We start from the raw sequence: 19,045 nt of genomic DNA, 5'->3' as shown, positions 1-19,045 counted from the left end.
TCACGGTGCGTGCCGCGCGGGCTGCGCCTCCGCCAGGATCACCGCGAACAGCCCGTCCGGATCGGTCCACTCCGCAACCGGCGTCCATCCGCCCGCCCGCAGCAGGATGCGGGCATCGCGCGGGCCGTATTTGTGGCTGTTCTCGGTGTGGATCGTCTCGCCCGCCGCCATGTCGAACGGACGCCGCTCGATCGTGAAGGCGACGTCGCGGATCGCTTCCAGATGCATCTCGATCCGCGCGCGATCGTCGTTCCAGATCGCGCGGTGGCGAAAAGCGTCGAGCGGGATCGTCCCATCCAGTTCGCGGTTGATGCGTTCGAGCAAATTGAGGTTGAACGCCGCCGTCACGCCCTGCGCATCGTCATAGGCCGCCTCCAGCACGGCCGCATCCTTGATCCGGTCCATCCCGATCACCAGCATCGCGCCCTCGCCCAGCGACGCCTTCATCGCGCGCAGCAAATCGACACTGGAATGCGGGATCATGTTGCCGATGGTGGAGCCCGGGAAGAAGCCGAGCTTGGGCGTCTCCGTAACTTGTGCGGGCAGCGCGATCGGATGGAGGAAGTCGGCTTCCACCGGCAACACCGGCAAGCCGGGAAAGGCGGAGGCGAGCCCGGCCGAGGATTCGCGCAGGAAATCGCCTGAAATATCGATCGGCACATAAGCGGACGGCTCGACCGCACGCAGCAGGATCGGCGTTTTGGTCGAGGAACCCGATCCGAACTCGACGACAGCGCGCCCAGCGCCCGCGATCCGCGCAACCTCGGCGCAGCAGGCCCGCAGAATCGCGGTTTCGGTGCGCGTCGGATAATATTCGGGCAGATCGGTGATCGCTTCGAACAATTCCGATCCGCGCCGGTCATAGAACCAGCGCGCCGGAATCGCGCGCGGGCGGCTGGCAAAGCCGCGCAGCACGTCGTGGCGAAACGCCGGATCGGCGAGCGTGACCTGGCCATCCTCGATTTCGGGCTTCAACATCTCAAAGATCCTTCGCCAGCCGAACGCCGGTGAATTGCCAGCGCTGGTGCGGATAAAAGAAATTGCGGTAGCTTGCCCGCATATGGCCGCGCGGTGTCGCGCACGATCCCCCGCGCAGCACACACTGCCCGCTCATGAACTTGCCGTTATATTCGCCAACCGCGCCTTCGACCGCGCGAAAGCCGGGATAGGGCCGGAACGCGCTGCCGGTCCATTCCCACACATCCCCGAAGAAAGCAGGCCCACCCGTCGCCGGGCGCGGCTCGACCGGGCCGGCCATGTCCATCTGGTTGCCACCCGCGGGATCATGCGACGCAGCCGCGGCTTCCCATTCGGCCTCGGTCGGCAAGCGCGCGCCCGCCCAGCTGGCATAAGCGTCGGCTTCGTAGAAGCTGACATGCGTTACCGGAGCGGCGGGATCGATCGCACGTCGCCCGTCAAGCCCGAAGCGCGTCCAGCCGCCATCGGCCCGCTCCCAATAGAGCGGCGCGGCAATGCGTTCGCGCTGCACCCATGCCCAGCCATCGGACAGCCAATGGCGCGGTTCGGCATAGCCGCCATCGGCGACGAACGCGGCCCATTCGCCATTGGTGACGGTGCGATCGGCCAGCGCATGAGCGCCGAGCAACACCGCATGGCGCGGCCCCTCGGCATCGAAGGCGAACCCTTCGCCGTCGTACCCGATTTCGACAATCCCGCGTGCGCCCTCGATCCAGCCGACCGGCCCCGGCATCGCCACAGGCACCTTGCGTGGGGGTGCCCATATGGCGGGTTCGACCGGGTTCTGCGCCATCAGATGGACAATATCGGTGACGAGCAATTCCTGGTGCTGCTGTTCATGCTGGCAGCCCAGTGCCACCAGGTCTTGTGCCGCCTTGGGAAGATCGGGCAGCGCCGCTGCCAGCGCCGCATCGACATGCGCGCGATAGGCCAGGATCTCCTCAAGCGATGGCCGCGTCACCATGCCGCGCCGCGCGCGCGCGTGGCGCTTGCCCTCGGCCTCGTAATAGCTGTTGAACAGGAACGGAAAGCGCGCGTCATAAAGCGCATACCCACCGACGAAATCGCGCAACACGAACGTTTCGAAAAACCAGCTCGTATGCGCCAGATGCCATTTCGCGGGCGAGGCGTCTTCCATCGACTGCACGGTGGCGTCGGCATCCGACAGCGGTGCGACCAACGCGACCGACAGCGCGCGGACGGCTCGAAAACGCTCCACCAGCGGGCTTGCCGGGCGTTTGGGGACTGGTCGCCTTTGCATCGTCATGTCCCCTTCCCTCAGAAACGCCAGCCGTGCTAGCGCGTCGCTCCCGGTCGCCACAAAACGTCGCCACCCGCCATTTGGTTCACTATGCGCGCGGCGACGAACAGATAATCCGACAGACGGTTGAGATAGGCGAGCGCGAGCGGATTGAAAGCCTCCGTCCGCGTCGCCGCGACCGCAGTACGCTCGGCGCGACGCACCGTCGCGCGGGCGATGTGGAGTGCCGCTGCCCCGGCTGTTCCGCCCGGCAGGATGAAACTGGTCAAGGGTGCCAGACCAGCGTTCATCCGGTCGATCTCCGCCTCAAGCCGTTCGACTTGCGCCGTCACCACCCGCAGCGTCCTTTCAGACGGTGCGAAGTCGTCGCCGTCGCTCTCGGCTTTCGGTGTCGCGAGATCGGCACCAAGATCGAACAAATCGTTCTGGATACGCTCGAGCCATGCCGACAATTCGGCGGCGGGCAACCCCTCTTGCGCCAGCGCGGCGATCGCCGCGCCAATCGCGCTATTGGCTTCGTCGACATCGCCCATCGCCGCCAGCCGCGCGGCGTCCTTGGCAATGCGCGATCCGTCGACCAACCCGGTCGTGCCGTCATCGCCGGTACGCGTGTAGATGCGGTTGAGCTTGACCATATTTTATCCCAACCGCCGGGCTGCGCCCAAAGCGAAGCTCAGCCCTTGCCCGCGAGCCACATCAACAACACAACCAGGAAAATCGCGACCGCCTGCAACATCACGCGATATTGCATCATCTGGTTGGACCGCACCGACGATGCGATCCGCGCCTCGCCCGGGTTCGCCCCGTCGCGCAAATCCTGGCTCGCGCCGAGCAGGAAAATGACCAGTCCGCGAACCAGCACGACGACCACCGCGATCATCGCGGCGACCAGCAGGATTGTCAGGAAAGTGCTCATGCCCCTAACCTAGGCGCTTTGCCCGGCAATGCCAATGCCCGCTCCCCCGGCCCGCAACCGCGCCGCCAGCGCCCGCCCATCTTCGCCGCGCAACCGCACGCTTTCGAGCGTCGGCGCGTCGTTGCGCTTGGCCAGCCGCTGCCCGTCGGGGCCGACCAGCAGCGCATGATGGTGATAGAGTGGCGTCGGCAGCCCCAGCAGCGCCTGTAGCAACCGATGCACGTCGTCGCCGCGAACAGATCGGCCCCGCGCATGACATGGGTTACGCCTTGCGCCGCATCGTCGACCGTCACCGCGAGATGATAGCTGGCCAGCGCATCCTTGCGCGCCAGCACGACATCACCTTGCGCCAGCGGATCGGCGCGCACTCGCCCGGCATCCGCATCGCGCCACCACAGGCACTCGCCTGCCGCCAGCGCCACCGCGCGCGCATATCCAGCCGCCAGGCATGCGGCACCCCGCCTGAGATCCGCGTCGCGCGTTCCGCCGCGCTCAACCCCCGGCACGTTCCCGGATAGACCGCTTCGGGACCATGCGGGGCCGACTGGCTCGCGGCGATTTCGGCGCGCGTGCAGAAACAGGGATAGAGCAGCCCCATGTCCCGCAAGCGCGCCAGCGCCGCGGCATAGGCATCGCCGCGCGTCGACTGGAACAGCACCGCCCCGTCCCAATCCAGCCCCAGCCACTGAAGGTCGGCCAGGATCGCAGCGACATGATCGGCGCGGCTGCGCGTGCCATCGATATCCTCGATCCGCAGGAGGAAGCGCCCGCCGCCCGCGCGCGCCAGATCGTACGCCAGCACCGCCGAATAGGCGTGCCCCAGATGCAGCCGCCCTGTCGGACTCGGCGCAAAGCGCGTAACGACGTCGCGCACGATCACCCCAACACCGCTCTTGACCACGAGTCGCGCGCTGTGCTGAAATCGTTAACGACAGGGTGCGGTGTCATCACAGCGTCATCCTAATGGGCTTGAAGCCCGGCAGGAAGCGCCACTCAGTGGTAAAAGGGGGTCCGTATGTACCATCCCGATCTGATCCGCCATCCGGATGGCTGTCCCGCACTCGTGCTCAATGCGGACTATACCCCGCTGAGCTATTATCCGCTTTCGCTATGGCCGTGGCAGACCGCGATCAAGGCGGTGTTCCTCGACCGCGTCGACATCGTCGCCGAATATGAACGCGAAGTGCGCAGCCCGACGCAGCGGATCAAGCTGCCCTCGGTGATCGCGCTGAAATCCTATGTGCGACCCTCGGCCTTTCCCGCCTTCACGCGCTTCAACCTCTTCTTGCGCGACAAGTTCATGTGCCAATATTGCGGGGCCGGTCACGATCTGACCTTCGACCATATCGTGCCGCGCGCGCAGGGCGGGCGTACCACCTGGGAGAACGTCGCCACCGCTTGCTCGCCATGCAACCTCAAGAAAGGCGGTCGCACGCCCAAGCAGGCGGGCATGCCGCTGCACATCGACGCGATCCGCCCGACCAGCTGGCAATTGCAGGAACATGGCCGCCGTTACCCGCCCAACTTCCTGCACGATACCTGGCATGACTGGCTGTATTGGGATGTCGAGCTGGAAGCATAGGCTGCGGACGCTACGGTTTTTGCAACCGAAACGTTGACCCCCGCGCTGCCGCAATGCAGCATGGACCCATGGCAACCCTCCCCGGCATCGCAAACAATCCCGACATCCGTTTCCTGGGCAAATTGCTCGGCGATGTCATCCGCGCTTATGGCGGCGAGACGCTGTACGAGCGCACCGAACATATCCGCGCTGCCTCGGTCGACCGGCATCGCGGCGGCACCGAGGGCGATCTCGGGCTCGACCGGCTGAGTCTGGACGAAACGCTCGATTTCGTGCGCGGCTTCATGCTGTTCTCAATGCTCGCCAATCTCGCCGAGGATCGCCAGGGCGTCGCCGCCGAACGCGGGGCCGACCTTGCCGCAGCACTCGAACGGCTGGCGGGCGAGGGCATCGACAAAGCCCAGGTAATGCATCTGCTCGATCACGCGCTGATCGCCCCCGTGCTGACCGCGCACCCGACCGAAGTGCGCCGCAAATCGATGATCGACCACCGCAACCGCATCGCCGCGCTGATGCTGCTGCGCGATGGCGGGGCCACCGAAACCCCCGATGGCGACAATGTCGAAGAGGCGATCCTGCGCCAGATCGCCTTGCTGTGGCAGACGCGCGTGCTGCGGCGCGAGCGGCTGTACGTCACCGACGAAGTCGAGACCGCGCTCAGCTATTTGCGCGAGGTGTTCCTCCCCGCCCTCCCCGCGCTCTATCAGCGCTGGGACCGCGCGCTTGGCGAACGCGTGCCGAGCTTCGTGCGGCCGGGCAGCTGGATCGGCGGCGACCGTGACGGCAACCCCTTCGTCACCGCCGACAGTCTGACCACCGCGCTCGCCAAGGCGAGCGAAGCGGTTTTGGTCTATTATCTCGACGCGGTTCATGCGCTGGGTGCCGAACTGTCGATCTCGACCGATCTCGCCCCCGCCGATGCCGGCGTGCAGGCGCTGGCCGAGGCGAGCGGCGACACCGCCGAAAGCCGCAGCGACGAGCCCTATCGCCGCGCGCTGTCGGGCATTTACGCGCGCCTCGCCGCGACGCATCTCGCGCTGACCGGCAAACCCGCACCGCGCCCCGGCGCGCTGAAGGGCGAACGTTACCCCGATCCACAGGCCTTCCGCGCCGATCTCGTGATCATCGCGCGCGCGCTGCGGCAGGAAGACCATCAGGGGGGCGGAGCCTTGTCCTCGGGCGGCGCGCTCGGGCGGCTGGTGCGTGCGGTCGAGACCTTCGGCTTCCATCTGGCGACGCTCGATTTGCGCCAGAACAGCGCGGTGCACGAACGCGTCGTCGCCGAACTGCTCAAGGTCGCCGGCGTCGAGGGGGATTATCTCAGCCTCGGCGAATCGCAGCGCGTCTCGCTGCTGCGCCACGAACTGTCCAACGCCCGCCCGCTCGCCAGCCCGTTCGCCGCCTATTCGGACGAAACGCAGTCCGAACTCGCCATCCTGCGCGCCGCCGCACAAGCGCACGCCACTTATGGCCCGGCCTGCATCGCGCAGCACATCGTCTCGATGGCGCAATCGGTCTCGGATCTGCTCGAACTCAACATCCTGCTGAAGGAAGTCGGCCTGTACCGCCCCGGCGGGGCCTCTGGCGAGCCGTCGAGCGCCGCGATCATGGCGGTGCCGCTGTTCGAGACGATCGGCGATCTGGAGGCCGCCCCCGCGATCATGACCGAATGGTTCGCGCTGCCCGAGGTGCGCGGCATCACCGCCGCGCGCAGCTTCCAGGAAGTGATGATCGGCTATTCGGACAGCAACAAGGACGGGGGTTACCTCACCTCGACCTGGAGCCTGTCCAAGGCCTCGACCGCGCTGAAAAGCGTGTTCGCCAATGCGGGCGTCGGCATGCAATTGTTCCACGGCCGCGGCGGCGCGGTCGGGCGTGGCGGCGGATCGTCCTTCGCCGCGATCCGCGCGCAACCGCCCGGCACGGTGCAGGGCCGCATCCGCATCACCGAACAGGGCGAAGTGATCGCGGGCAAATATGGCACCCGCGACAGCGCTATGACCAATTTGGAAGCGATGGCCTCGGCCACCTTGCTCGCCAGCCTGGAGCCAGACGCGCTGTCGGCGGCGGACACCGCGCGCTTCTCGGCGGCGATGGACACGCTCTCCGCCTCCGCCTTCGCGGCGTATCGCGATCTGGTGTACGGCAGCAACGGTGACGATCGCGGTTTCCGCACCTTCTTCCGCCAGATGACGCCGCTCGCCGAAATCTCCGGCCTCAAGATCGGCAGCCGCCCGGCCAGCCGCACCAAATCCGACCGGATCGAGGATCTGCGCGCCATCCCCTGGGTGTTCAGCTGGGCGCAGGCACGCGTGATGCTGCCGGGCTGGTACGGCGTCGGCCATGCGCTGTCGGCATTCGAGGACAAGGGTTTGCTCGCCGAAATGGCGCAGGGCTGGCCGTTCTTCGCCGCCAGCCTCGCCAATATGGAACAGGTGATCGCGAAGTCCGACATGGGCATTGCCGCGCGCTATGCCGGGCTGGTCGAGGATCGCGCGCTTGCCGATGCGATCTTCCCGCGCATCGAAAGCGGCTGGCAGCAAGCGCATGACGGGCTGCTGCAAGTCACCGGCCAATCGCGCCTGCTGGAGGCGCACCCCGCGCTCGACGCCTCGATCCGCCTGCGCCTGCCCTATATCGAGCCGCTCAACCTGCTCCAGATCGAACTGATCAAGCGCCGCCGCGCGGGCGACGAGGATCCGCGGATCGGCGAGGGCATCCTGCTGTCGATCAACGCGATCGCGACCGCGCTGCGCAACAGCGGCTAGGGTTGCTCGCTTTCCTCCCTTGTGTATTATATTGATACTACACAAGGGAGGTGCCGCAATGTGGATGGCAACGAGGCTTACGCTGGCTTTGGCCGCGAGCATGACGTTTGCGGCGGCAGCACAGGCAAACTGCTCCGCGACCAAGATCGCGATCGGCCACCAGCGCCTTTTCGTCGATCTCGGCGGCAACGGGCCGGTGACGCTGGTGTTCGAAGCGGGCAATGGCGACGATTCGCGGGTCTGGGCCAATTTGGTGCCGAAAGCGCAGGCGCTTGGGGTACGGACCTTCGTGTATGATCGCGCCGGGCTGGGCCAGAGCGACCGGCGACAAGGTGCCTATTCGATCGACAAGGACGTGCGCGCGCTACGGGGCGCTCTGGATCGCTGCGCGGTGCAAGGCCCGGTAATCCTGGTCGCGCACTCTTATGGCGGCTTCATCGCCCATCTGCTGGCCGCGCAGGACCGGCGCGTCGCCGGAATGGTGCTGGTGGATGCCAATATCCCCGCCTTTTTCGACCCGGCCGAAACCGAAGCCATCGTCGGGCGCTATCGCCCGCAATATGCTGCCCTTCGCGCCCAAGCTCCGGCGCTGGCTGAACTGCTGATCCCGATCATCGAGGCCTATCCAAAGACGGCGCGACGTGCGCGCGCGGTCGCCCTGCCGCCTGCTTTGCCGGTGATCGACATCGTGGCGGAACGGTCCTGGGCGGAGACGCCGGACGAGGCAGCCCGGATGCGGGCCGCGCACGCGGCCTTCGTCGCAGCGAACCCGCGACGCAGCGCGATGCTCGCCGACGGCAGTTCGCACGCCGTGATGAAAGACCGCCCCGATGTCGTTCTCGCCGCAATCACGCAAATGGTCGCGCAGGTGCGGGGCGAAAAGACAGGACGCTAACGGTCAAGCAGGCGCAACGCCCGGATCGAGCGTTGCGGAGAGCACCTGACCCCGCGCGTACAGCCCGGTCAGCATCCCCGCACCGATCACATGGCCCGCAATCGCGTTGAGCACCGCGCCGCGCCCAGGTGCCTCGCCCAAGTCGGCGGCCGGGCAATCGAGCGCAAACAGTTGGAAGACGTAGCGATGCTCGCCATGCCCCTTGGGCGGATCGGGCGCGAGCCAGCTTTGCGAGAGGAAGGAATTCTTGCCGGTGTCGCCAGTTGCGGCATCGGCAACGATCGCTCCTTCTGCCAGCGCGTGCATTCCCGCCGGCAGGCCCCACACAATTGCGTGGACCAGCGGCGCGGGCGTGGGCGAATCGGCATCCTCGACGATCAGCGCCAGGCTCTGCGTGCCCGGCGGCAGTGCGTCCCATACGAGCGGCGGCGATACGCCCGCGCCGTCGGCGGTGAAGCGCACCGGCATCTCCGTCCAGTCGGCAAAGGCAGGGCTGCTGAGCGCAATCGGTGCGAAACCGCTGCCCAGGGCCGGGTTGACGATGACCAGATGCTCCGCGCCCGCACGCACCCCGCTGAGCGAAGCGCCAAGCCATTCGGGAAGATGTTCGAGCATCGCTGCGACCTTTTTGTGGGTTTACGCCTTGAAGCCCTGGACGAGGCAACAGGTTCCGCGCGACCCTGATAAAAGCCGCGCCGCGCCGAAATACGTATCACTCCTCATGCGTCCGCGCGCGTGCGCGTGCGCCACCAATGCCACCCCCCGACCAGTGCGGCGAGCGCGACCCCGCCCGCCGCTAAGATCAGAATGGCATGCCGATCGGGCAGCAAGCGCTCGATCGCTTTTTCAAAGCCGTGGCCGAACAGATAGCCGACGCCGGTAAACACCACGCCCCACACAATGGCCGAGACCCCGTTCACCAGCACGAACAGCCGCGCCGACACCCTGGTCGTGCCGATCGCCACCGGGCTGATCGTGCGGAAGCCATACAGAAAGCGAAAGGCGAAGATGAAGCCGATCGGATAGCGTTCGAGCAACCCCAGCGCGCGTTCGAACAGCGCGCGCTGGCGCACGCGCCTCACCCACGGCCGATCGCGGAAATAGCGGCCGAGCGCAAAGAAGATCTGGTCGGCCAGGAACGACCCCGCCGCCGCCGCCGCCATCGCGCCCGGCAAGGAAAACAGCCCCTTATGCGCCAGCAACCCGCCGGCGATCACCACCGTCTCGCCCTCGATGCCAGCACCCGCGAACAAGGCAAGCAGGCCGTATTTGGCGATGAGGCTTCGATGCTCAACCGCGCGCCTTCCATCGTCACCCCGGGCTCGTCCCGGGGTCCACCGCGATGCGCATCCTGCGGCGAAGGGATATCCGGCACGGTGGACCCCGGGACAAGCCCGGGGTGACGACATGCTATAGCGCCTCACCCCTCAATGCCGAGCTGCCACAGCACGAAGGCATGCTCCTCCGCACCCTCGCGCAAACTTTCGAAGCGGCCCGATTTGCCGCCATGCCCAGCGCCCATATTGGTCTTGAGCAGCAGCACATTGTCGTCGGTCTTGGTGGCGCGCAGCTTGGCCGCCCATTTGGCCGGCTCCCAATAGGTCACGCGCGGATCGTTGAGGCCGCCCGAAATGAACAGCGGCGGATAGGCCTGCGCCTTCACCTGGTCATAGGGCGAATAGCTGCGGATCAGCTCGAACGCGGCCTTGTCCTCGATCGGATTGCCCCATTCGGGCCATTCGCCCGGCGTCAGCGGCAAGTCGGCATCGAGCATGGTGTTGAGCACGTCGACGAACGGCACATCGGCAATCACCGCGCCCCACAATTCGGGGTCGGAATTGACCACCGCGCCCATCAATTCGCCCCCGGCCGACGCCCGGCAATTGCGATCCGCCCCGCCGACGTCCAGCCATCCGCGATCAGCCCCTTCGCGACATCGACGAAATCGTTGAAGGTGTTGGTGCGCTTTTCCAGCTTGCCGTCGAGATACCATTGCTGGCCCAGATCATCGCCGCCGCGAATATGCGCAATGGCATAGGCAAAGCCGCGATCGAGCAGCGACAGCCGCCCGGTCGAAAAGCCCGGCGGAATCGCATAGCCATAAGCGCCATACGCATAGAGGAACAAAGGACGCGACCCGTCGCGCGGGAAGTCCGCCGGATAGACGATCGACACCGGCACCTGCGTGCCGTCGCGCGCGGTGATCTTAAGCCGCTCGGTGCGGTATTTCGCCGCCTGATAGCCGCTCGGGATTTCCTGCACCTTGAGCGTGGTCAGCTCGCCCGTCGCCACGTCATAATCATATTCGGTGCCCGGCGTGACCATCGACTCATAACCGACGCGCAGCACCTGCATCGCATATTCGGGATTGTTGCCGAGCCCCGCATCATAGCTCGCCTCGGGGAAGCGGATGCGCTGCGGCGCGATGCCCTCCTCATAGCGGTGAATCTCGATCTGATCCAAGCCATCCTCGCGCCCGTCGACGATGAAGAAGTCGCGGAAGCAATCCACCCCGGTCATGTAGAAATGCGGCGACGGCGCGATCTTCTCGACCCATTCGCCCGGCGCGAGATATGCGCGGTGCACAGCCGAAAATTGGGGTCGGTGTCGTTGGTGTGGATGAACAGCGTGTCGCCATGCATGTCGACATCATATTCACGCCCGACCTGGCGCGGCGATACGCAGAGCGGCGTCGCCAGCGGGTCGGTCGCGGGCAGCAGATAGATTTCGCTGGTCACATGGTCGCCGCTCGACAGCACGATCCACTTGCGGTCGCTCGTCTCGCTGACGCCAACGCGGAAACCCTCATCGGCTTCCTTGAACAGTTCGATATCGTCAGCGATCGGCGTGCCCAGCCAGTGCAGCCGCGCATTGTCGGTGCGCCATTGGTCGTTGGCGAGGCCATAGAGAAAGCCCGTGTCGTCGGCGGTCCACACGATTTCGGACAGCATCCCCGGAATGACATCGGGCAAATGCTCGCCCGTGATCAGATCCTTGACGCGCACCTCGAAGCGTTCCGAGCCATTGTCGTCGATCGCATAAGCCAGCAGCCGCCCATCATTGCTGACCGAAAACGCGCCCAGCCGGAAATATTCCTTGCCCTCGGCCAAAGCCGGTTCGTCGAGGATCAAAACGTCCTGGCTCTTGTCCTCGCCCGCTGCGACCGGCCTGCGCCACCATTTGCGATACTGCCCGCCGGTTTCGAACGCGGTCCAATAGACCCAGTCGCCGTCCTTTTGCGGAACCGAGCTATCGTCTTCCTTGATGCGGCCCTTCATCTCTTCATACAGCCGGTCGATCAACGGCCGGTGCGGTTCCATCACGCTCTCGAAATAGGCGTTTTTCGGCCGCGAGATAGGCGAGCACATCCGCGTCATCGACCTCGGGATAGTTCGGGTCCCTCAGCCAGGCATAGGGATCCTCGATCGTGTGCCCATGCAGGGTGAAGCTGTGCGGGCGCGTGGCGGCGACGGGGGGCGAGAGCGGTTCGGTCATCCCCTCTCCTACCCGCTTGCCGCAGGTCAAGTCGAGGTGTCGCGGTCAGGTGCGCTGGAGCGTCCGCGACGGTGCCAGCCGGACCGTGCGTCCGGTCGGTGCCCGACGCGGAGCCGGTTCCGTCACACGCCCCGGCTCGATCGCAACCGGGGCATCGCCATCACGGCTGTCATACCGAAACGCCGCCGCGCGCGCCGCCAGCGTGGCGATATCCTGCGCCAGCGTCGCCGCCGTGGCGGAGGTTTCGGTCACCATCCCGGCATTCTGTTGCGCGATCCGGTCGAGTTGCGTCACGGCACTGGTGATTTCGCCGATTGCTTCGGCCTGCGCGGCATTGTCGCTGGCGATCGCCTGGGTCAGCGCGACCGCATCGGTGCAACTCGCCACGATCGTTTCGAGCGCGCCATGCACCAGCCCGACCGCGTCGACCGCGACCGCCACTTCCTGCTGCGTTGCGCTCAGTTGGGTGCGCGCGCGCTTGGCTTCCTCCTCGGCGCGCATCGCCAGCGTCGAGACCAGATCGGCCACGACGGCAAAGCCGCGCCCGGCCTCCCCCGGCCCGCCCCGCCTCGACCGCCGCATTCATCGCCAGAACGCGCGTCTGAAAGGCGATCTTGTCGAGGCCCTCGATCACATCGTCGATGCCGGCGGCACTGCTGGAAACGCGGTTCATCGCCTCCATCGCGCCATCGGCACGCACGCGCACTTCGCCCGCCGCCGCCAGCGTCGCTTGCGATCCGTCGGAGGATTTGTGCGCCGCCTGCACCGTGCTGCGCAACCGCGCGTCCATCCGCCCGACTGCGGCGGAGGTCTGTTCGATGACTGCGGCGCTGCTCTCGGTGCGCTGCGCCAAATCGCCGGTCGCGCGCGCGATCGAATCCGATGCCCCGCCAATCTCGGTGGTCGTCTCCACCACCGCCTGCACCATGGACCGCAAGGTATCGACCGCATCGTTGAGATCGCGATTGACCGCAGCATAGCTCTCCGGGAAGCGCAGCGCCGCACCGCCGCGCAAATCGCCCGCCGCCATCGTCCGCAACACCTGGCCCAGCGCGTCGGCGACCTCCTTCTGCTCGGCACTGGCCTGCGCCTCTTGCGCCGCACGCTCGTCGGCGGCGCGGCGGAAGGTGTCGACCGCGCGCGCCATATGGCCAAGCTCATCGACGCGATCGAGGTGCGGCACGCTGCGCTCCGCGCCGTCGGCCAGCGCATCGGTCGCCTCGACCAATTGCCCGAGCGGGGCCATCACCCGGTGCGTCAGGTACAGACGCGATCCGATCGCCAGCGCGAGGATCGTCACCGCCAGCGCCAGCAAGGCGATCGCGGTGATCGTCAGCGTGGTCTCCGAATGCGCCTTGAGCTCGGCCTGTTGCTTGCCCGCCAGCGTGACGGCGGTGTCGATCCGCGTGCGATGCGCGGCATAGGCTTCGGACACGCTGGCATAGCTGCGGGCGAGCTGCGCCGCGTCGTGCGCGCGTGCGGCGGCGATCATCTGGTCGACCTCTGCCCAGAAGCGCTGGGCAGGCGCATCGGCATCGCGCGTCAAGGCGGTCACCAACGCCGGATCGAGCGTCGAACTGTTCCAATAGGCGTGGCGCTCATCATAGGCCTTGCGCAGCGCCGCCAGCCGCGTCGCGCGCATGTCGACCTCCTCGGGATGGCTGGCGAGCAAGGTCGCCTCCAGAAACGGCTCGAGCACATATTCGGGCGGCGGCAGAATGTCGGCGACATAATCGGATTGCGCCTGGATCTGTTCGCCGATCGGCCCCCCGATCCGCACGAGGTTGATGCCGTAAGCGGCGATCACGATCGCCAGCAACATGGCAACCGTAATCAAGGCCGAGCCGATGCGAAGGCGCTTGGCAATGGACATGAAGGGACGACTTTCCAGCGAAGAGGCGGTGCGACATCATTATAGACGACGCGCGCGCCAAGCGTCGGGCCTGCGCCTATGTCCTACTACGCCGACATCTGGCATTCTTCGCGGATGACCGGAGACATGGTGCCGTCGGCATTGCCCGGGAACCGCCGCCGCGGACTTTTGCCCTGACAAACGTAGCGCATTTCGCCTAACCTTAGCCTAACCTTCCATTCCCGAAAGCCACCCATGTCCGCTTATCCCGCCCGTCTCGTCGCCCTTCGCGCCCAATTGGCGCAAGACCAGCTAGACGGCTTCGTCGTGCCGCTGACCGATGAATATATGTCCGAATATGTCGGGGCTTATGCCCAGCGTCTGGCCTGGTTGACCGGCTTCCAGGGCTCGGCCGGCAGCGCGGTCGTGCTGGCCGAAAGCGCCGCGATCTTAACCGATGGCCGCTATACGCTGCAAGTGCGCGAACAAGTCTCGGCGGACGACTGGCAGTATATCGCGGTGCCCGCGAGCAATGTCGCGCGCTGGCTGGGCGAGCATGCACCAACGGGCGGGCGGATCGGCTATGATCCGTGGCTGCACACCAGCGCCTGGGTCGAGCAAGCCCGCGCCGCACTGGCGGCACGCGGGGCCGAATTGGTCGCGGTCGAGCGCAACCCGCTCGACGCGGTGTGGGCCGACCGCCCTGCCCCCTCGACTGCCGTGCTGACGGTGCAGGATGACGTGCAGAGCGGCCTCGGCTCGGCCGCCAAGCGCGCGCAGATCGCCGACTGGCTGACAGAGACCAAGGCCGATGCGGTGGTGCTGACCGCGCTCGATTCGATCGCCTGGACGCTCAACCTGCGCGGCAGCGACGTGGCGCACACCCCCGTCGCTCTGGCCTATGCGATCGTCGATGCCGATGGCACTGCCGACCTGTTCGTCGCGCCGGAAAAAGTGACCGATGCGGTGCGCCGGCATCTCGGCAATGCGATTCGCCTGCATCCGCGCGACGCCTTTGCGGGCTCCTTGCAGGCCTTTGCCGGCAAGCGCATCGCCGCCGACCCCGAGCGCGCCGTGTCCGCCATTTTCGATTCGCTGAGCGCAGGCGGCGCCACTGTGCTGCCGCTGCGCGACCCGGTGGTGCTGGCCAAGGCGATCAAGAACCCGGTCGAGATTGGCGGCCACCGCTCGGCCTCCGCGCGCGACGGGGCGGCGGTTGCGCGCTTCCTGCGCTGGGTCGAGGCGGAAGCGCCCAAAGGCGGCCTCACCGAACTCTCCTGCGTCGACCGCTTGCAGGCCTTTCGCGAAGAAACCGGCGTGTTGCTCGACACCTCCTTCGATACGATCTCGGCGACCGGCGCGCATGGCGCGAGCCCGCATTACCATTCGACCCCCGAATCGAACGCACCGCTCGAACTGGGCCAGCTCTATCTGGTCGATTCGGGCGGCCAATATGCCGATGGCACGACCGACCTGACGCGCGTGCTGCCGATCGGCACGCCGACCGACGAGATGCGCGACCGCTTCACGCGCGTGCTGCAGGGCCATATCGCGCTCGCCACTGCGGTCTTCCCGGTCGGCACCACCGGCGGGCAACTCGATTCGTTCGCGCGCGCGCCTTTGTGGCAGATCGGGCTCGATTATGCGCATGGCACCGGTCACGGCGTCGGTGCCTATCTGTCGGTGCATGAAGGCCCGCAGCGCATCGCGCCGCCGACCTATCCCGGCGGTGGCGCGGCCGAGCCGCTGCGCGCCGGCATGATCCTGTCGAACGAGCCGGGCTATTACAAAGCCGGGGAATACGGCATCCGCATCGAAAATCTGCTGCTGGTCGAGGAACGCCCCTTTGCGCACGGCGTGACGATGCTCGGCTTCGAGACGCTGACTTTCTGCCCGATCGAACGCTCGCTGATCGTCGCCGAGATGCTGAGCCCGCGCGAACGCGCCTGGCTCGACGCATATCACGCGCGAGTCGTTGACGTGATCGGGTCGTATCTGGATGCGGACGAGCGCGCCTGGCTGGCGGCGAAATGCGCGCCTATTGCTTAGGCGCGTCGGGGGCGGTGACGGTGTCAACCGCGTCCAACGCGCGGGCGCGGCCCTTGCGGCGCTTCAGGTTCTCGCGCAGCGCCGCCGCCAGCCGCTCGGCTTTTTCCGCATCTTTCGTCGCCACTTCGCCACACGCTCCTTGACAATGTCCGCTCCAGCGGCTCTTAGGCCGCTTCCGCTCGCGCCGTAAGGCGCTTCGGACATGCTGCCGTAGCTCAGTGGTAGAGCGCATCCTTGGTAAGGCTGAGGTCGTGAGTTCAATCCTCACCGGCAGCACCATTTCTCTTTCGAGAAATCACGCGGTTAGAAATAAGATTTCGCCTTCGGGCGACACCTGCGGGTGCGATGCGCGGTCCGTTCGTGTGCGGCTTTTTTCGCGCGACGGCTTTTCCGCGCAAAGATTGGGGGCGAGGGCTTAAATCCCTTCGCCACCTCAATCGACTTCGGTGCGTAGACCTGCGCCGTCTAACGATCGGCCGCAACGCAATCCTGCCGCTGTTCGCCCAGGCCATCGATGCCGAGGCGGATGCTATCGCCAGCCTTGAGGTACCAGGGTACGGGCTTCTGCCCCAGGCCGACGCCCGGCGGCGTGCCGGTGGTGATGATGTCGCCGGGTTCGAGCTCCATGAATTGCGAACAATATGCGACGATCTCGGCGACCGAGAAGATCATCGTCGCGGTGGTGCCATGCTGGACCCGCTTGCCGTTCACCTCCAGCCACAGCCCGAGCGCCTGCGGATCGCTGACCTCGTCGGTGGTGACCAGCCACGGCCCGACCGGGCCGAAGGTGGGGAACCCCTTGCCCTTGTCCCAGGTTGGCCCGCGTTCCAGCTGCCATTGGCGCTCCGACACATCGTTGACGACGCAATAGCCAGCGACATGCGTCAGCGCGTCGCTTTCCGAAACAGTGTAGGCGCGCGAACCGATGACGACGCCGAGCTCAACTTCCCAGTCGGTCTTGATCGACCCGCGCGGGATGACGACGGGATCGTTGGCCCCCTGCAGGCAGTTGACCCATTTGTTGAACACGACCGGCTCGGAAGGGATCGGCAAGTTCGATTCGGCGGCGTGATCGGCATAGTTCAGCCCGATCGCGATGAACTTCCGCGTACCAGCGACCGGCACGCCATAGCGTGCGCCTTCCGGTGCAAACGGCAAGGCTTCGACATCGACCGCACGCAGCTGCGCGAGACCGCTGGCAGACAGCGCGCTGGCGTCGATGTCGGCGACGACGCCCGACAGATCGCGGATGCGACCGGCTACGTCGACGATCCCCGGCCGCTCTTCACCCGGCGCACCAAATCGGCAAAGCTTCATGTCACGCATTCCTTCTGGAAGGGCCGAACGGATCGTCGGCGAGAATGGTTCGGTCAAGCGCCTCGACCCGGTTGCAGCCGGCCAGGGTCAGCGTCACGCGCATCTCCTTTTCCAGCAGCGACAGCATGCGATCGACCCCCGCCTCGCCCTGGGCGGCGAGCGCCCACAGCCACGCGCGACCGAGCAACACGCCGTCCGCGCCGAGCGCAAGCAAGCGCACGACATCGAGCCCCGAGCGGACGCCGCCATCGGCGAGGATCGTCATCCGGTCGCCGACCGCATCGGCGATCGCGGGCAGTGCGCGCGCGGTCGACAGCACACCGTCGAGCTGGCGACCGCCGTGATTCGATACGACCAGCCCTTGCGCGCCATACGCCGCGGCCTCGCGCGCATCCTCGGGATCGAGAATGCCCTTGATCACGATCGGCCCGTCCCAGGCGGCGCGCAGCCAGTCGAGATCCTTCCAGCGGATACCCGGATCGAAATTGTCGGCGAGCCAGCCGATATAATCGTTCATGCCACTGTCCGCGCCCAGCACCGGCACGAGATTGCCAAGCTGATGCGGCCGTCCACGCAGCCCCACGTCCCACGCCCAAAGCGGCTTGCCCATCGCCTGAAGCGCGCGCCGGGCGGGACCGCCGCGACCCGACATGCCCGAATGCAGATCGCGGTGACGGATTCCCGGAGTTGGCATGTCGACCGTAAAAACCAGCGTCGTCGCCCCCTGCGCGCGTGCCTCGGCGATCAGGTCGCGCATGAAGCCCCGGTCGCGCACGACGTAGAGCTGGAACCACAGGTTTACCTCGGGCGCACCCGCGCGCAGTTCCGCCAGCGGACAGATCGCCACGGTCGAGAGCGTGAACGGGATGCCATGCCGCGTTGCCGCCCGCGCCGCCTGGACTTCGCCGCGGCGGCGGAACATGCCGCCAATGCCGATCGGCCCGAGCGCGACCGGCAAGGGCATGCGCTCGCCGAACCACTGGGTCGAAAGGTCGATATCGGCGACGTCCTGCAGGACGCGCTGACGCAGCGCAATGTCGGCGAGGTCGGCGACATTGCGGCGCATGGTGTGCTCGCCTTGCGCACCGCCATCGGCATAATCGAACAGAAAGCGCGGCAGGCGGCGACGCGCGGCTTCTCGGAAATCGTCGATCGCGGCGATAATGCTCATGCGCTCAGGCCATCGTCCAGCCGCCATCGATCGCGATGGCACTGCCGGTGATATAGGCGCTTTCGTCGCTGGCGAGATAGAGCGCGAGCGCGGCAATCTCCTCGGCCGTGCCGATCCGTCCCATCGGCTGCCGCGCGATGAAGGCGGCGCGCGCGGCATCGGCGTCGCCGGTCGCCTCCAGACGTTCGTCGAGCGAAGGGGACTGCACCGTGCCCGGACAGATCGCGTTACAGCGAATGCCCTTGCCGACATAATCGAGCGCGATCGAGCGCGTCAGGCCCGCGACCGCGGCCTTGGACGCGCAATAAGCGAGTCGGTTGGGCACACCGATCAGCGCCCCCGCGACCGAGCCGATATTGACGATGACGCCGCGCCCGGCCTCCAGCATCGCGGGCAGCACGGCCTGCGTCATGCGGATCGTCGCGCGGACGTTGAGATCGAACGACAGATCGAGGCCGCGCTCGGTAACGCTCAGCAGATCGCCGGAATCGACATAGCCCGCGCAATTGATCAGCACGTCGAGCGTGCCCGCCCCCGCCCCGGCCCGCGCCACCGCCGCCGGATCGAGCAAATCGACGACGAGCGGCTCGCAGCCCGAAAGCGTCGCGAGCGCGTCCGCCTTGAGATCAAGCGCAATCACTGACGCACCTTCGCGGACGAACAGTTCGGCAATCGCGCGCCAATGCCCTGGGCAGCTCCGGTGACGAGCACGCGCTTTGTGGCGAGACGGGGCATGGTTTCGGCTTCCTTCGGTAATGCTC

Annotated in this window: 15 protein-coding genes, 1 tRNA gene and 3 pseudogenes; 5 read left to right on the top strand and 14 right to left on the bottom strand. The window is 66.5% G+C overall.

The features are described from left to right. The 5 genes and pseudogenes from egtD to gluQRS all read right to left on the bottom strand — a co-directional run bounded on the left by egtD (nt 1) and on the right by gluQRS (nt 4,035). The gene (gene egtD / locus NW75_RS16265; protein WP_033966193.1) at nt 1-978 is read right to left on the bottom strand and encodes an L-histidine N(alpha)-methyltransferase; all 978 of its coding nucleotides are present in this window, start codon (nt 976-978) and stop codon (nt 1-3) included. Between the two features lies 1 nt (nt 979). Then, complete coding sequence (gene egtB, locus NW75_RS16260; protein ID WP_052192462.1) at nt 980-2,239, bottom strand: ergothioneine biosynthesis protein EgtB; 1,260 nt, start codon at nt 2,237-2,239, stop codon at nt 980-982. A gap of 35 nt (nt 2,240-2,274) precedes the next feature. Then, a complete protein-coding gene (locus NW75_RS16255; RefSeq protein ID WP_033966192.1) occupies nt 2,275-2,874 on the bottom strand; it encodes a cob(I)yrinic acid a,c-diamide adenosyltransferase in 600 nt (199 codons plus the stop codon). Nucleotides 2,875-2,912: 38 nt separating this feature from the next. Continuing rightward, nucleotides 2,913-3,155, bottom strand: a complete 243-nt coding sequence (locus NW75_RS16250; RefSeq protein ID WP_033966191.1) for a twin transmembrane helix small protein — start codon at nt 3,153-3,155, stop codon at nt 2,913-2,915. A 9-nt stretch (nt 3,156-3,164) separates the two neighbouring features. Continuing rightward, nucleotides 3,165-4,035: pseudogene (gluQRS, locus tag NW75_RS16245) on the bottom strand (tRNA glutamyl-Q(34) synthetase GluQRS). Between the two features lie 135 nt (nt 4,036-4,170). Here gluQRS and NW75_RS16240 point away from each other — a divergent pair. The 3 genes from NW75_RS16240 (at nt 4,171) to NW75_RS16230 (ending at nt 8,400) form a co-directional block, all read left to right on the top strand. Further along, nucleotides 4,171-4,737, top strand: a complete 567-nt coding sequence (locus tag NW75_RS16240) for an HNH endonuclease (RefSeq protein ID WP_033966190.1) — start codon at nt 4,171-4,173, stop codon at nt 4,735-4,737. 68 nt (nt 4,738-4,805) lie between these two features. After that, nucleotides 4,806-7,505 (top strand): phosphoenolpyruvate carboxylase, encoded by a 2,700-nt coding sequence (ppc, locus tag NW75_RS16235; RefSeq protein ID WP_033966211.1) that lies wholly within the window; start codon nt 4,806-4,808, stop codon nt 7,503-7,505. 58 nt (nt 7,506-7,563) lie between these two features. Further along, the gene (locus tag NW75_RS16230) at nt 7,564-8,400 is read left to right on the top strand and encodes an alpha/beta fold hydrolase (RefSeq protein WP_052192461.1); all 837 of its coding nucleotides are present in this window, start codon (nt 7,564-7,566) and stop codon (nt 8,398-8,400) included. Nucleotides 8,401-8,403: 3 nt separating this feature from the next. On the opposite strand, the gene NW75_RS16225 is transcribed toward NW75_RS16230, so the two are convergent. The 5 genes and pseudogenes from NW75_RS16225 to NW75_RS27485 form a co-directional block, all read right to left on the bottom strand. Continuing rightward, nucleotides 8,404-9,015 carry a YbhB/YbcL family Raf kinase inhibitor-like protein gene (locus tag NW75_RS16225; RefSeq protein WP_033966189.1) on the bottom strand — a complete coding sequence of 204 codons (612 nt, stop codon included), beginning with the start codon at nt 9,013-9,015 and terminating at the stop codon, nt 8,404-8,406. 104 nt (nt 9,016-9,119) lie between these two features. Further along, nucleotides 9,120-9,653, bottom strand: a complete 534-nt coding sequence (locus NW75_RS16220; protein WP_231565260.1) for a DedA family protein — start codon at nt 9,651-9,653, stop codon at nt 9,120-9,122. 167 nt (nt 9,654-9,820) lie between these two features. After that, nucleotides 9,821-11,895 (bottom strand): annotated as a pseudogene (locus tag NW75_RS16215) (S9 family peptidase). Nucleotides 11,896-11,940: 45 nt separating this feature from the next. After that, entirely contained in the window at nt 11,941-12,396 is a 456-nt protein-coding gene (locus NW75_RS27490; protein ID WP_269430344.1) for a hypothetical protein, read from the bottom strand. Nucleotides 12,397-12,511: 115 nt separating this feature from the next. Further along, nucleotides 12,512-13,141 (bottom strand): annotated as a pseudogene (locus NW75_RS27485) (HAMP domain-containing protein); the annotation flags it as partial. A gap of 861 nt (nt 13,142-14,002) precedes the next feature. Between NW75_RS27485 and NW75_RS16205 the strand changes: the two are divergent. Then, a complete protein-coding gene (locus NW75_RS16205) occupies nt 14,003-15,796 on the top strand; it encodes an aminopeptidase P family protein (protein WP_033966188.1) in 1,794 nt (597 codons plus the stop codon). On the opposite strand, the gene NW75_RS27480 is transcribed toward NW75_RS16205, so the two are convergent. Further along, a complete protein-coding gene (locus tag NW75_RS27480; RefSeq protein WP_260591516.1) occupies nt 15,786-15,920 on the bottom strand; it encodes a hypothetical protein in 135 nt (44 codons plus the stop codon). The two genes, NW75_RS16205 and NW75_RS27480, sit on opposite strands and share 11 nt — an antisense overlap. An 80-nt stretch (nt 15,921-16,000) precedes the next feature. On the opposite strand from NW75_RS27480, the gene NW75_RS16200 reads away from it, so the two are divergent. Beyond that, a tRNA-Thr gene (locus NW75_RS16200) sits at nt 16,001-16,075 on the top strand. A 186-nt stretch (nt 16,076-16,261) separates the two neighbouring features. Here the strand turns inward: NW75_RS16200 and NW75_RS16195 are convergent. From NW75_RS16195 to NW75_RS16185, 3 genes are read right to left on the bottom strand one after another with little or no spacing between them, the layout of a single operon-like run. Beyond that, nucleotides 16,262-17,113, bottom strand: a complete 852-nt coding sequence (locus NW75_RS16195; protein WP_033966187.1) for a fumarylacetoacetate hydrolase family protein — start codon at nt 17,111-17,113, stop codon at nt 16,262-16,264. A 1-nt stretch (nt 17,114) separates the two neighbouring features. Next, nucleotides 17,115-18,284, bottom strand: a complete 1,170-nt coding sequence (gene lldD, locus NW75_RS16190) for an FMN-dependent L-lactate dehydrogenase LldD (RefSeq protein WP_033966186.1) — start codon at nt 18,282-18,284, stop codon at nt 17,115-17,117. Between the two features lie 4 nt (nt 18,285-18,288). Continuing rightward, nucleotides 18,289-18,924 (bottom strand): SDR family oxidoreductase, encoded by a 636-nt coding sequence (locus tag NW75_RS16185; RefSeq protein WP_331386173.1) that lies wholly within the window; start codon nt 18,922-18,924, stop codon nt 18,289-18,291. Between the last annotated feature and the right edge of the window lie 121 nt (nt 18,925-19,045).

The sequence above is a fragment of the Sphingomonas sp. Ant H11 genome (assembly GCF_000797515.1).
Classification (GTDB): domain Bacteria; phylum Pseudomonadota; class Alphaproteobacteria; order Sphingomonadales; family Sphingomonadaceae; genus Sphingomonas.
The sequence above is the reverse complement of the archived record's forward strand: the minus strand, read 5'-3'. Positions and strand labels throughout refer to the sequence as shown.

Coding starts and splice junctions, on each gene's coding strand:
- NW75_RS16250 (WP_033966191.1), bottom strand. CDS start 3,155: ATGAGCACTTTCCTGACAATCCTGCTGGTCGCCGCGATGATCGCGGTG.
- egtD (WP_033966193.1), bottom strand. CDS start 978: ATGTTGAAGCCCGAAATCGAGGATGGCCAGGTCACGCTCGCCGATCCG.
- NW75_RS27490 (WP_269430344.1), bottom strand. CDS start 12,396: ATGCGCGCCGAGGAGGAAGCCAAGCGCGCGCGCACCCAACTGAGCGCA.
- NW75_RS16240 (WP_033966190.1), top strand. CDS start 4,171: ATGTACCATCCCGATCTGATCCGCCATCCGGATGGCTGTCCCGCACTC.
- ppc (WP_033966211.1), top strand. CDS start 4,806: ATGGCAACCCTCCCCGGCATCGCAAACAATCCCGACATCCGTTTCCTG.
- NW75_RS16230 (WP_052192461.1), top strand. CDS start 7,564: ATGTGGATGGCAACGAGGCTTACGCTGGCTTTGGCCGCGAGCATGACG.
- NW75_RS16255 (WP_033966192.1), bottom strand. CDS start 2,874: ATGGTCAAGCTCAACCGCATCTACACGCGTACCGGCGATGACGGCACG.
- NW75_RS16205 (WP_033966188.1), top strand. CDS start 14,003: ATGTCCGCTTATCCCGCCCGTCTCGTCGCCCTTCGCGCCCAATTGGCG.
- egtB (WP_052192462.1), bottom strand. CDS start 2,239: ATGCAAAGGCGACCAGTCCCCAAACGCCCGGCAAGCCCGCTGGTGGAG.
- NW75_RS16225 (WP_033966189.1), bottom strand. CDS start 9,015: ATGCTCGAACATCTTCCCGAATGGCTTGGCGCTTCGCTCAGCGGGGTG.
- NW75_RS16195 (WP_033966187.1), bottom strand. CDS start 17,113: ATGAAGCTTTGCCGATTTGGTGCGCCGGGTGAAGAGCGGCCGGGGATC.
- lldD (WP_033966186.1), bottom strand. CDS start 18,284: ATGAGCATTATCGCCGCGATCGACGATTTCCGAGAAGCCGCGCGTCGC.